Below are 13,313 nucleotides of genomic sequence, written 5' to 3'. Positions count from 1 at the left end.
GCTTTTTTTGTTATCTTAATTTATTTTCGTTGCTTACCAGCATTACGATTTGCTTTATTTTTGTGAGTTGTTAAAGATTTGTTTGTATCTTCATTCACTACTGAGTTGGTAACATCTTTACGGCCATTAGAGGATTTCTTCACCTTGATTGGATTTTCAGCCATTTCCTTATCAACTTCTGCTTGAATTTTTGGTCTATAGTAGAAAGTTGTATATAGTGATTGTACGATTGACCAAATGGCACCTGCTAGGAAGTATAAGGTTAATCCGGCTGGTGTGGTAAATACAATGAATCCCATCATTATAGGTGTCATGAACAAGGTAGAACGCATTTGTGCTTTTTGTTCTTCGGGTACACCTTGGAGGGTGATAAATGATTGAAGAAGATACATCACAATAGTGATAATAGCTAAAACCATATGGGATTCACCGAGAGAAATACCAAAGAATTCAGAATTTGCAATAGGCTCACTCACGCGAATAGCAGTGTATAAACCAGAGATAATTGGTAATTGTAGCAATAAAGGTAAACATCCCATACCACCAAGCATAGAAACATTATTTTCGCGCATGAATTCTTGTTGTTCAGTCGCTAAAGCTAACTTCTCTTCTTGGGTTGTAGCATTTTTTTGACGTTCTTGAATTTCTTTAAGATAAGGTTGGAAAGCCTGCATCTTAATTTGTTGACGCGTTGAGCTTTTTAGTTGGTTTAAGGTAAGCGGCAATAAGATAATTCGTATAGCAATGGTAATAATAATAATAGCAATTCCATAGTTACCAGCAAACTGTGAGGCAATCCACTCGATAAGTTGACTAATGGGTCCAACTGTTAAACGATACATTAGACCGTCTGGTTTATTTGGATTAGCGCAACCACCCAAAAATACCACGAGCGACATTACTAATATGATGAGTGATAGGCGTTTATTCTTTAGACGGCTTGACAAAACTTCACGTCCTTTAATTTTATATAGTTATTTGAAACTTGTATTTGCTGTCTTGATTAACGTTATTATTGTAGCTAATTTGCGAAGCTATTTCAATAAATGATACGAAATTTCACCATATCTTCACTTTCAAAGGTTTCGACAATTTGGATATCACTTACTTGCGCAGAAGGATTTTCAGGCATTTCTTTGACCTCTTCAACAAAAGCACGCAATGTAGTATCGTCAGCTTGGACAACAATTTCGACAGACCCGTCATTTTTATTTTCAACCGTTCCAGCTAACTTCATCCGTTTGGCGATTCTTTCCGTAAAATAGCGAAAGCCTACACCTTGCACACGACCAGTTACAATAATTCGACTTGTTTTCATGAATATCCCTTCTTTCATTATGTTCTTTTAATTATACTAGATTTCAGTGCAATAATACATCCTTCTAAATGCTTATTTGTAAATAGTTAGTAGAACTGCGGCAAGATGAAAACCGACCATAAGTTTGATATAATAGGGTGCTGATTGGAGAGTGAAAAAGATGAGTTTCCAAGTATATCAAATAGATGGTTTTAATGAACCCTGGTGGTTTGAAGATGATTGGTACGAGCAAGTGGTAGCAGTTGAAACAACTGATGACTTAGTAACAGCTGCTGTTATTTTTCAAAATAAATCATTGAAATTGCAAAATTTATTCCCGAAATCGTGTAGTAGGGTGGAAGGTATGTTGGCTTTTTGGCAACCGGGTGAAACAGCCTGGTGTGAACCATGTGCTAATGATGAGCAGATTTATCATAGTTTAGTACTGTATGAAAACCAACAAGCCTTAACAAGCGAACGAGTGGCTGAGTTAACGCAGATTTTAGAAGGTTTAAAATCACATCCTAGCAATCAAAATAAACTAGAAGAGGAGGGATAGTGTGGCAAGGAAAAAGAAAAGACGAACTAAAAAACAACAAGCGCTATTCCGCATGCAATTATTTTCAGGTATTTCTCTATTTTTTGCAATTATTGGTGTGTTAGAACTAGGTGCCTTAGGACGATTATTTATGGATCTAATGGCATTTTTTGTTGGTGGATTAGCTGTTCCAGTATTTATCTTAGAAATTATATTCATGGGATGGGTTCTTGTTACAGGGCATGGGCCATTAGCGTTAGGAAGGGTGATGAATACATTTATTTGGGCCATTCCAATTTTAGCTATATTAATGCATGCTTGGGACTATCTTGCGATTGCTTTATCAAGTGATACTACAGTTTTAGAAGTAACTTGGCAGCGTGTAATCGCTAATTTTACTGCTGAAGGTGCTGGTCAACCATTGGGTGGCGGACTTTTAGGCGGATTATTATATACCTTTACGTTCTATACAGTCAGTCAATTAGGTACCTATATTTTTGTAGGCATTGCCTTAATGGTCCTACTATGTTATTTATTCAGTATTACTTGGTTTGACTTAGTTGAAGGTATTCAATCGATTATAAATGTTGTGTTTAACTGGCTAAGCGAATTTTGGGAAGCCTCTAAACAACAAATCTCAAGTTATCGTGAAGAAAGAGAAAAGTATAAAGCTGAACAATCTAAACGAAAAGGAGCATCTAATAAAGCTTCTAAAAAAGATAAACAGAGTGGGTCAGATTCGATTGTTCATAAAAACAGCAACTTTATCAAACCTAAGCAAGTCGAAGAACAAGATGAAGATGTTGTGATTGTTGGACCAAATGCTAGTAAAACTGCTCAGACAAGTGAAATCGAACAAACAACATTAGAGATTGGTACACATGCTGATGAATTCCAACAGGATGAGCAGGTGGCAAAGCAAGTTGATGAATCAGTGAGTGAGAAAGCTAACGAATTAGCTGATGAGCCAGATGATGGTAAAGAAATTGTGATGGATATGGCTGCAGAGCCAGAGAATCCTGAATATAAGTTGCCACCAGCAAACTTATTGAAACCCGTTAAGGCTACTGATCAAAGTGGTGAATATTCAGTCATTAAAGAGAATGTCCGTAAATTGGAAGCGACATTTAAAAGCTTTAATGTAGATGCTAAAGTGACTAAAGCAAATTTAGGACCAGCAGTTACCAAATATGAAATCCAACCTGCTATTGGTGTGAAAGTTAGTAAGATTGTTGGATTAGCAGATGATATTGCTTTAGCTTTAGCTGCCAAAGATATCCGTATTGAAGCCCCAATCCCAGGAAAATCCTTTATTGGAATCGAAGTACCAAATCAGGATGTATCTTTAGTCTCATTCCGTGATTCATTTGAACATCAATTACAATCCGGGAAAGTCTTAGAAGTTCCTTTAGGAAAAGATATTTCCGGAAACATCCGGTCAGCAGACTTGACTAAAATGCCCCATCTATTAGTTGCGGGATCTACTGGATCTGGTAAATCAGTTGCAATTAATGGCATTATCGTATCTATTTTGATGAAAGCTAAGCCAAATGAAGTTAAATTAATGATGATTGATCCTAAAAAAGTTGAATTATCGATCTATAATGGAATCCCTCATTTGTTGACACCAGTTGTCACGAACCCACGAAAAGCAGCGCAAGCTTTACAAAAAGTCGTACAAGAAATGGAACGTCGATATGAATTGTTTGCAGCTTCAGGACAACGGAATATTGATGGTTACAACGACTTCATTCATGAAGAGAATCTTAATGAAGGGACAGCACATCCATCATTACCTTATATTGTTGTAATAGTGGATGAGTTAGCTGACCTAATGATGGTAGCTTCCAAAGAAGTAGAAGCGGCAATTACTCGTTTAGCGCAAATGGCGCGTGCAGCTGGTATTCACATGATTCTAGCGACTCAAAGACCGTCTGTTGATGTAATCACAGGAATTATTAAAGCGAATGTGCCATCGCGTATTGCTTTTGCAGTATCATCAGGGACAGATTCAAGAACAATTATCGACCAAAATGGTGCTGAAAAATTATTAGGGCGCGGAGACATGTTATATCTTCCAATGGGTGAATCAAAACCTATTCGTGTCCAAGGTGCATTTATCACTGATGATGAAGTAGAGCATGTGGTTACCTATGTCAAAGAGCAACAGGAACCTAATTATGTCGAATCAATGATGCCAACTGAAACAAAAGAATCAGCACCGGGCGAAGATTTGGATGACATGTGGGATACGGTATTGGAATTTGTTAAAACCCGTGAAACTGTATCAATCTCAATGTTACAGCGTCAATTTAGAATTGGCTATAACCGTGCAGCACGTTTAGTGGATGATATGGAACAGCGAGGAATTGTTGGTCCACAAGAAGGCTCTAAGCCACGAACTGTAAATATTTTCCAGGAAAACGCGGACGAAACAATGGAATAGTGTAATCCACATATTTTATAGGGTAAAAAAATGCTATACTATAAACAATATAGCTGACGGTCAACTAGGAGGGATTATTTGAATTTACCAAATAAATTAACCATCATTCGAATCTTCATGATTCCCATTTTTATGATTTTTATATCTATTCCAGCAAGTGGAAATGGTATTCAAGTGTTAGGTAGTCAATGGCATTGGCAGTATGTAGTCGCAGCAGTAATTTTTGCAGTAGCCTCATTTACCGATTGGTTAGATGGTTACATAGCACGACGTGATAACTTAGTGACTAATTTCGGGAAATTTGCCGATCCATTAGCTGACAAAATGCTTGTTGCTACAGCTTTTATCTCTTTAGTGGGGATTGATTTAGCCCCAGCTTGGTTAGTGTCTATTATTATCATGCGAGAGCTTGCGGTAACAGGTTTACGTTTATTACTAGTTGAAAAAGGGACAGTCATGGCAGCGGGAGGTGCTGGAAAGTTGAAAACTTTTACGCAGATGCTGTCAATCATCTTCTTGCTAATTGGAGATTTCCCATTAGGATTTTTGCCATTTTCAATAGGACAAATTCTGTTGTATCTGGCGCTAATCTTTACGATCTATTCAGGCGTAGACTACTTTATTAAGAATATTTCGGTCTTTTCCGATGGATTATAATAATCATTTAAGGGCTCAGGTTTTTACCTAGCTCTTTTTTATTCTATAATATATAGGGCTGACTATGCGCTTTCGCATAAATAAAACGTATAATCTAATAGGTGGGAATAGAATGAAAGTAGAAATTATTGCTGTTGGAACTGAATTATTGATGGGGCAAATAGCCAATACCAATGCTCAATTTCTTGCAAGAAAATTAAATGAATTAGGATTTGACCATTATGTACAAACGGTTATTGGTGACAACCCAGAAAGACTTAAAAAAGTTACTGCGCAAGCTGAACAAAGGGCCGATATTATTATCTATACGGGTGGCTTGGGACCTACACGAGATGACTTAACTAAACAAACGATATCGGAATATCTGGCGCAACCATTAATTCATAATGAAGCAGGGATGGAATCAATTAAAGAAAGTTTTAAGGGTAGAGTAATGACAGAAAATAACTTGGCTATGGGTCTCACTTTTGAAAATGGCCACACATTCCCAAATGATGTGGGACAAGCCTTAGGTACTGCTATTGAACACAATCATCATACATATATATTACTACCTGGACCACCGTCCGAAATGAAGTACATGTTTAACCATTATGTAACAGACTATCTAATAGATCAATATCAAAATGACTTGGTACTTAGCTCAAAATATCTGCATTATTTTGGTATTGGTGAATCACAATTAGCAGATACCATTGATGACTTAATTATGACTCAGGGCAATCCGTCTGTAGCTATCTATTTCGGTAATTTTATGGTGACAGTCCGATTGACAGCTGTCGGTAAAAATGAAGCTGAAACGAATCCTATGCTGGCCTCACTTGCAAAAACGATTAATCATAGACTTAGTGACTACTATGTTGGAGAAGGTGAAAATCTAGGTATCAACGAAGTCTTGGTGAAAAAACTAACTGAACGTCAGCAAACGATAGCCTTTGCTGAGAGTTTTACAGGTGGTCTTGCTGCTAAAAAGGTGGTTGACGTACCTGGTGCTTCAAAGGTTTTACAGGGATCAGCAGTGACATATACAAAAGCAGCTAAGGCGAATGTATTAAAGGTACAACAACAAACCCTTGAAGCCTTTGGTATGGTAAGCGCTGAAACAGCCACTGAAATGGCAGAGAATGTACGAAACCTATATCAATCGGACTTTGGTGTATCTTTTACAGGAGTTGCAGGACCGGATGCTATGGAAGGTAAGGAAGTTGGGACGGTCTATATAGGTATCGCTCAAGCAGGTAAACCAACAATAGTTTTAACACCAACTTTAAGAGGTAGTCGTAAAAATATCCAATATCGCTCTGTATATACCGCCTATTTCGATATCATAAAAAAATAACAGAACATTCGTTCGCTTTTTCTCTTGCTTAATTAGCAAAAGAATTATAAAATAAAAGAGAATTAAGAGAACATTTAGGAGGATTTGCGCATGACTATAGATAAAAACGATAGCAACCGTCAAAAAGCATTAGACGATGCAATGAAAAAAATTGAGCGTAATTTTGGTAAAGGCTCAATCATGAAAATGGGTGAGCGTGGAGATACGAGAATTTCGACAGTACCAACCGGCTCACTAACTTTAGATATAGCTTTAGGTGTTGGTGGCTACCCACGAGGTCGTATTATTGAGGTTTATGGACCAGAATCTTCAGGTAAAACAACTGTTTCATTACACGCTATTGCAGAAGTGCAAAAACGCGGCGGTATTGCTGCTTTTATTGATGCAGAGAATGCGTTAGATCCTGAATATGCTGCTAAATTAGGGGTAAATGTAGATGAACTATTATTATCACAACCCGATACTGGTGAGCAAGGTTTAGAAATTGCAGACGCTTTAGTGAGTTCAGGCGCGATTGATATCATTGTTGTCGATTCCGTTGCAGCCTTAGTGCCACGTGCCGAAATTGAAGGTGAGATGGGTGATTCACATATCGGTCTTCAAGCTCGTTTGATGTCTCAAGCATTGCGTAAATTATCAGGCACCATCAATAAAACTAAAACGATTGCTATCTTTATCAACCAAATTCGTGAAAAAGTTGGGGTTATGTTCGGAAGTCCTGAAACTACGCCAGGAGGTAGGGCTTTAAAATTTTACTCAACAGTTCGTTTAGAAGTTCGTCGTGGTGAACAAATAAAAGAAAGTGGTAATGCAATTGGTAACCGAACTAAAATTAAGATTGTAAAAAATAAGGTTGCCCCACCATTCAAAGTGGCGGAAATAGATATCATGTATGGTGAAGGTATTTCTCAAGAAGGTGAGTTAGTTGATTTAGCTGCTGACTTAGATATTATTAATAAAGCTGGTTCATGGTATTCATACGGTGAAGATCGTATTGGCCAAGGTCGTGAAAATGCAAAACAATTTTTACGTGAGAATCCAGAAATTCGTGAAAGAATTGATGCACAAGTTCGTCAACATTTTGGTTTTGGTCAAAATGGTAAATTAAGTGAAGAAGAACTTGCAGCCTTGGAAACAAAAGATGAAGCACAAGCAGCATTGTTTGAAGAAGAAACAGAATAAAATATATTTTTACAAAGTCTTTCCTGTTTAAACACGACGGAAAGACTTTTTTACTATATTTTTTTGAAAAGGCTATCATGCTTTTGCCGGTTGACTTGATTGACAATCGTTCCACTTAAATATAAAATAAACCTATGTGCATGTGATGCATGTTTTATAGTATTTTAATATTTATGTAAAATAATAACACAATTAAATAGATACGGAGGTGAAACTATGGGATTTACTGAAATTGCCTTCGCTATCATTGCTTTAATTGTTGGTGTATTGGGTGGCGTTTATGTAGGAAAAAGATCTTTATTACAAGCACAAGAACGTGAAAAAGATGAAGCTCACATAACCGCACAAGGAATCATTGAAAATGCTAAACGTAGCGCAGAATCTGAGCGAAAAGAAATTATCTTAAACGCAAAAGAAGAATTGCAACGATATAGAAATGAAGTAGATAGTGAAGTTAGAGATCGCCGTAGTGAAGTTAAGAAACAAGAAGATCGTTTAAACCGAAAAGAAGAGAAATTGGATAGACGTGATGCATCTATTTCTGAAAAAGAAAATAAATTAAGTGATGAAGAGCAATCTATACGCGACCGCAAAGAAAAAATTGCAGAAGCTGAGCAAGAGGTAGAAGCATTAATTGAAAAACGAAATGAAGTTTTAGTTAATGTGGCTGCAATGTCTCGCGAAGATGCTAAAAACTTATTATTAAAAGAAATGGAAGAAACATTAGCTCATGAAAAAGCTATTTTAATTAAAAAAGCTGAACAAGAAGCTCATGATACGGCAGATCGAGTTGCAAAACAAATTGTACTTCAGGCTATTGAACGCTCTGGAGCGGATACAGTTACAGAATCTACAGTTACAGTTGTCCACTTACCAAATGATGACATGAAAGGACGTATCATAGGTAAAGAAGGACGAAATATCAAGACATTAGAATCCTTAACAGGTATTGATTTGATTGTTGATGATACACCTGAAGCTGTCGTATTAAGTGGATTTGATCCAATTCGTCGTGAAATTGCCAAAATTGCCTTAGATAAATTGATTGGAGATGGACGAATTCATCCAGCCAAAATTGAAGAGGCAGTTGAAAAAGCACGTAAACAAATGGATAGTAAAGTAAGAGAAATAGGGGAAGAAACCATTTTTGATTTAGGCATTCATGCTCTTCACCCTGATTTAGTGAAAACACTAGGTCGCTTATACTATCGAACTAGTTACGGACAAAATGTTTTGAATCACAGTATCGAAGTTGCTAAATTAGCAGGTGTAATGGCAGCAGAACTTGGTGAAGATGAACAGCTAGCTAAACGCGCTGGATTAATGCATGATATCGGAAAAGCCGTCGACCATGAAGTGGAAGGATCTCACGTGCAAATTGGCACCGAATTTGCAATCAAATATCAAGAACCAGAAACTGTTGTGAATGCCATAGCGAGTCACCATGGTGATGTTGAAGCAACAAGTGTTATCGCAAGCTTAGTAGCTATCGCAGATGCACTTTCATCTGCTCGACCTGGTGCCCGCAGTGAATCATTAGAAAACTACATCCAACGATTACGTAGTCTAGAAGCTATTGCAAAAGATTATGACGGTGTTCATAACGCTTATGCAATTCAAGCTGGTCGAGAAATTCGTGTAATGGTTAAACCAGATGAAATAGATGATTTAAAAGCCATTGAATTAGCATATGACATTTCAAAACGCATTGAAAATGAACTGGATTACCCAGGACAAATTAAAGTAACCGTGATACGCGAAAAACGAGCGGTTGATTACGCAAAATAGTTTACCAAGAGGCTGGGACAAAAATGTCTCAGCCTCTCTTTACTATATAAGAACGTTTATCATTGGGTTCCAAAAGTCAGTATTGTCCGATACTTCCCAAATGTCTCCAATAATATTTCATTATTGTTCGCCTTTTGGTCCAGTACGTCAATGCTAAACGACTTTTGTCTCACCTTCTTTTAATGGTCATTTTTGTATGATTAATGTGCTTTTATATGTTAATTGCTTATAATATAAATGAGAGATTAAGAAATTGATGATTAATAAGTGGATCACTAAAACATCAAACTTAAGACGACAATTTTAATGATGGATGTTACTATGAGGATGATGGCTATATTTTTATAAGTAACATACTTATTGATGGACAAAGTATCATACAGATATAATGAAATACAATGATGTATTCCTTGTTAGTTATATATGAAAAGAGATGGCTTTAAGAAGTGAAACTCGTATAATAAATAGGAACAATCAATACAGAAAGTGTGGATAAATTATGACAGATAGAATAGCTGGGTTACCTTATACAGCTGTATACAAAGGATTGAATTTACTATTAGCCCAAGATACAGATATTGTCCCTAATATTGTCGGACATGGTGGGATTGGTAAATCGCAAATGATTCGAGATTTAGCTAAAAATAATGATTTCGCTTACTTTGAAATTACCTGTTCTTTACTGCAACCAGGTGATTTAACGATGCCGGTACCAAAAGAAGACCATATCAAATATTATCTAAATCCACAAATTCAAGGAGCGATTACAGCAGCAGAAGCGGATCCAGATCGTAAAGTGATTCTTTTCTTGGACGAATTTAATCGACCGATTGCTATGGTTCAAGGAGAGTTAATGAACTTAGTACTACAACGTAATTTAATGGGACAAGCTTTACCTGATAATGTGGTCATTATTACGGCTGAAAACCCTTCAAGTGATGTAGAAGGGTTTGAAAATACGTCATATGCAACCAATGCTCGTGATATGGCTATTAATGACCGGACGATGCGGATTAGAATGGGGGCTAACTTAGAAGATTGGATTATTTCTTTTGCACAAAAGACACAAGAGAACAATCCAAATCGTACGATGATTCATCCACTGATTACAGAATTTCTACAAGCGGATGGTCGCCAATACTTTATTGTAATTGATGAAACGAGAGATAAAAATCCCACACCTCGTGCATATGAACGATTATCTAACTTATTATATGCTTTTGAAGATGCAGGACATGATATTTATCATTTAGCGGATGATTATCTTGAGTTCTTAATAGAGGGTATTGAAGGAAACATCGGTGATGAGGCTGGGCAAGTCCTTGTAACTTTTTTGAGACAACAACAAACTGATTTCATTAAACCAACCGAAGTTGTGCAAGCAACAGGAGCTCACCTATCTCAAAGTATCTTAGATAGATATCAAGCTATGCCAATAGTACGCCGTAAACGCGTCATAGAAGATTTAACAGATTATATTGTGGATAATTCAGATTTAATTGAAAATAGTGATCTAATTAGCCGGTACACAGATATCTTCGTAGTATCTGAGCCTGATGAAATTTATATTTTGATTAAACGGATGCATGACGCACCGGCTGATTCAGCAATGGCACGATTTTATAGTGCTTTGAATCAAAATGATGACTTTGTTGAGAAAACTTTTGATATTACAATGGCCGTTAATGCTAATGCGTAAGCGCGTGTATGGAAGAAAGTAGGTGTTTAAGTGTCTGAGAATGAATTATTTTCCGCCTTCGAGTTTGAAAATATTGAAACCACTTTTCAAAAAATGCGTATTGCATATATAACCTTTTTAAATCATGGTCAACATGAGGACTATGAAAAATTTAGCGATGCCCAAAATCAACTGCTAGGCATATTGACGGCTAGTTTGATGAATCATCAAGATTCAACAAAGGGTGCAAGGGATGTGCTTTTCGCTGGGATTCTTTTTCATACAGACCGAGAAATGAATGGGTCACTCGCTAAACCAATTACCATTGGCTTTCGCGGATTAGACTTGGTGATGACAATTAACCCTATTTTATTTTATCTGTACTATGAAACACCTGCTGGAATGCTGGCGGCGATTAGACAGATGTGTTATCACGTCCTATTTGGTCATATTGTCGAGTATGACTGGGCCTTTAAAGACGAAGAATCAGCTAAAGTGATGAGTGTCGCGATGGAAGCTGAAGTGAATCAATATGTGGATGATTTACCAGATATGGTGGTAACTTTAAAATGGGTGAAGCATATTACAGAAAATCGCCTTATTTTACCAAAGGCTGGGACGCTATATTACTATAATGAATTAAAAGCTGTTAAGAATGATCCGAAAAAACAGGGGCACAACCGGACGGAATCAACCTTTAATAAAATGTTAGGTTCTGGTCAAATGGATGATTTATATAGTCAATTAGCAGGCAATTTTGACCCAAATAAAGCAGAAGAACTGCGAATTGATTCAGCCAAGCAATTAAAAGAGGAAATGAAAAATAACCGTACCATGCAGCCAATTACGCCTAATAGTCAGCATGCGGACTTATATCGGAAGTTGATGAATGGTTTAATTAAAGATGCTTACAGTCAAATGACTGAAGAATTACGATTAAAATTGTCAAGTGAAGTGAAAGTCAGCATCGATCAAATTACGAAGCAACGAGCACTAAATTGGCGAGATGTTATTAAAAGAGGTATGGGTACATCTTTAGTTCCTTATAAACTGTCTAAAAATCGTATGAATAGAAGGCAGCCACATCGAGTGGATTTGCCAGGCCGTGTTTTAGATACGGCTAGTCGATTGGTAGCTTTCTTTGATACCTCAGCTTCACAGAATGAAGAAGCCTTAGCATATTCATTAGGTGAGTTAGCCAATATACAAAAGACTTTACACGCTGAAGTATGGGTAGTTCATGTGGATACGACTGTCCAGTATGCAAAACAGTTATCATTTCAATCTTTAAAAGATATGGAATTTGCTGGACGAGGAGGCACCAGTTTTGCCCCGGCTTATCAATGGCTTCATGACCAAGGTTTTACCAATGAAGATACTGTAGCAGTCTACTTTACAGATGGTTATGGAGATGATGATTTTGAACGGTATGGGTTCACTAACATGTATTGGATTCTAACAGAAACTGAAGTGGGCGACCCCTCTCCTTTATCTACGGATGGTGAAGGTAAGGTCTTATACCTGAAAGCTGATGAACGATATAACCGCCATATCTTGCGCCATCATAAGAATGCGCCAATCAATCATCAGCAAAGTGATCATATTTAGGAGGGTTATATGGATGCTATAAAAATCAAAAAAGCTTTAGTTAAGGCCCAAATGGGTGACTATACTGCCATGGTGAAAGAAATACCATATGCCACATTTGAAAAATTGAATATTCCCTTACAATTTGATTTCAAGAAAATTGATGAAGAAGTTGCTGCTTATATTGTAGCGAATGGCTATTTAGAGATGTTTCCTAGCCAGATGAACCAGTTAAATCTTCTACAAAAAGGGAATCGCTTTAGGTTAGAAACCGGTATCTCTAAAGAGATGGATAATCAATTTCTGGAAGAAGCATGGTCCAGATATGAAACAATAAAGCGGAATGACTTCACTAATGAAAAAAAGGAATCGATGATCAGTCGAACTGGAAGTCAAATTTCTATGTGGGATAAATTAATAGCGAATGATATCCCCGAATTAAAGAAACGCCAAGAAATACTCTTAAAAGAATTTGAATAAGAAAGGCAAAAAGGTCAGAAGTCTTCAAAACGCCTGACCCTTTTTTGGATAGAATTGTATTTACACTTATATGTTAGCAGACAATTTAGGTTTAGATATTGATGAAATCATTGAACGTAAATTAATCAAAAATAATGAGAAATATCCTATTGAAAAAAGTCGTAACAATAATCATAAATATACTGAATTATAAAAAATGAAGGTGAGATAAAAGTCGTTTTAGCATTGACGTACTGGATCAAAAATCGAATAATAACGCAATGTTATTGGCGCATTTTGGGAAGTGTCAAACAATGCTGACTTTTGAAACCTGATGATAAA

The 13,313-nt window shown here is 36.8% G+C and carries 11 protein-coding genes and 1 pseudogene; 10 read left to right on the top strand and 2 right to left on the bottom strand.

Features of this window, described 5'->3' with window-relative positions:
- Positions 1-20: 20 nt before the first annotated feature.
- Together yidC and HMPREF3116_RS04195 are read right to left on the bottom strand one after the other, a co-directional pair.
- On the bottom strand, positions 21-947 hold the full coding sequence (gene yidC, locus HMPREF3116_RS04200; protein ID WP_070467934.1) for a membrane protein insertase YidC: 927 nt from the start codon (positions 945-947) through the stop codon (positions 21-23).
- 92 nt (positions 948-1,039) lie between these two features.
- Entirely contained in the window at positions 1,040-1,318 is a 279-nt protein-coding gene (locus HMPREF3116_RS04195) for an acylphosphatase (RefSeq protein ID WP_070467933.1), read from the bottom strand.
- Between the two features lie 160 nt (positions 1,319-1,478).
- Between HMPREF3116_RS04195 and HMPREF3116_RS04190 the strand changes: the two genes are divergently transcribed.
- The 10 genes and pseudogenes from HMPREF3116_RS04190 to HMPREF3116_RS04145 all read left to right on the top strand — a co-directional run.
- Positions 1,479-1,856: a DUF1033 family protein gene (locus tag HMPREF3116_RS04190; RefSeq protein ID WP_070467932.1), complete on the top strand. Its 378-nt coding sequence runs from the start codon at positions 1,479-1,481 to the stop codon at positions 1,854-1,856.
- A 1-nt stretch (position 1,857) separates the two neighbouring features.
- Positions 1,858-4,281, top strand: coding sequence for a DNA translocase FtsK (locus HMPREF3116_RS04185; protein ID WP_210382476.1), 2,424 nt, complete (start codon positions 1,858-1,860; stop codon positions 4,279-4,281).
- 78 nt (positions 4,282-4,359) lie between these two features.
- Positions 4,360-4,938, top strand: coding sequence for a CDP-diacylglycerol--glycerol-3-phosphate 3-phosphatidyltransferase (pgsA, locus tag HMPREF3116_RS04180; protein ID WP_070467931.1), 579 nt, complete (start codon positions 4,360-4,362; stop codon positions 4,936-4,938).
- 112 nt (positions 4,939-5,050) lie between these two features.
- Positions 5,051-6,277 carry a competence/damage-inducible protein A gene (locus HMPREF3116_RS04175; protein WP_070467930.1) on the top strand — a complete coding sequence of 409 codons (1,227 nt, stop codon included), beginning with the start codon at positions 5,051-5,053 and terminating at the stop codon, positions 6,275-6,277.
- A 90-nt stretch (positions 6,278-6,367) separates the two neighbouring features.
- Positions 6,368-7,459 (top strand): recombinase RecA, encoded by a 1,092-nt coding sequence (gene recA, locus HMPREF3116_RS04170; RefSeq protein WP_070467929.1) that lies wholly within the window; start codon positions 6,368-6,370, stop codon positions 7,457-7,459.
- 216 nt (positions 7,460-7,675) lie between these two features.
- Positions 7,676-9,247 carry a ribonuclease Y gene (gene rny / locus HMPREF3116_RS04165; protein ID WP_070467928.1) on the top strand — a complete coding sequence of 524 codons (1,572 nt, stop codon included), beginning with the start codon at positions 7,676-7,678 and terminating at the stop codon, positions 9,245-9,247.
- A 499-nt stretch (positions 9,248-9,746) separates the two neighbouring features.
- Positions 9,747-10,946, top strand: a complete 1,200-nt coding sequence (locus HMPREF3116_RS04160; RefSeq protein WP_070467927.1) for an ATP-binding protein — start codon at positions 9,747-9,749, stop codon at positions 10,944-10,946.
- 30 nt (positions 10,947-10,976) lie between these two features.
- Positions 10,977-12,533 (top strand): VWA-like domain-containing protein, encoded by a 1,557-nt coding sequence (locus HMPREF3116_RS04155; protein ID WP_070467926.1) that lies wholly within the window; start codon positions 10,977-10,979, stop codon positions 12,531-12,533.
- Positions 12,534-12,542: 9 nt separating this feature from the next.
- Positions 12,543-12,992 carry a hypothetical protein gene (locus HMPREF3116_RS04150; RefSeq protein ID WP_070467925.1) on the top strand — a complete coding sequence of 150 codons (450 nt, stop codon included), beginning with the start codon at positions 12,543-12,545 and terminating at the stop codon, positions 12,990-12,992.
- Positions 12,993-13,050: 58 nt separating this feature from the next.
- Positions 13,051-13,185 (top strand): annotated as a pseudogene (locus HMPREF3116_RS04145) (MazG-like family protein); the annotation flags it as partial.
- Positions 13,186-13,313 lie beyond the last annotated feature (128 nt).

It is taken from the genome of Aerococcus sp. HMSC10H05, from assembly GCF_001806975.1.
GTDB lineage: Bacteria > Bacillota > Bacilli > Lactobacillales > Aerococcaceae > Aerococcus > Aerococcus viridans_B.
Note: the sequence above shows the minus strand (reverse complement) of the source record. Positions and strands in the feature narration are given on the sequence as shown.

Bases quoted from the DNA above. Each gene is read 5' to 3' on its own strand.
- HMPREF3116_RS04195 (WP_070467933.1), bottom strand. From the start codon at position 1,318: ATGAAAACAAGTCGAATTATTGTAACTGGTCGTGTGCAAGGTGTAGGC.
- HMPREF3116_RS04190 (WP_070467932.1), top strand. From the start codon at position 1,479: ATGAGTTTCCAAGTATATCAAATAGATGGTTTTAATGAACCCTGGTGG.
- HMPREF3116_RS04175 (WP_070467930.1), top strand. From the start codon at position 5,051: ATGAAAGTAGAAATTATTGCTGTTGGAACTGAATTATTGATGGGGCAA.
- recA (WP_070467929.1), top strand. From the start codon at position 6,368: ATGACTATAGATAAAAACGATAGCAACCGTCAAAAAGCATTAGACGAT.
- rny (WP_070467928.1), top strand. From the start codon at position 7,676: ATGGGATTTACTGAAATTGCCTTCGCTATCATTGCTTTAATTGTTGGT.
- HMPREF3116_RS04160 (WP_070467927.1), top strand. From the start codon at position 9,747: ATGACAGATAGAATAGCTGGGTTACCTTATACAGCTGTATACAAAGGA.
- HMPREF3116_RS04150 (WP_070467925.1), top strand. From the start codon at position 12,543: ATGGATGCTATAAAAATCAAAAAAGCTTTAGTTAAGGCCCAAATGGGT.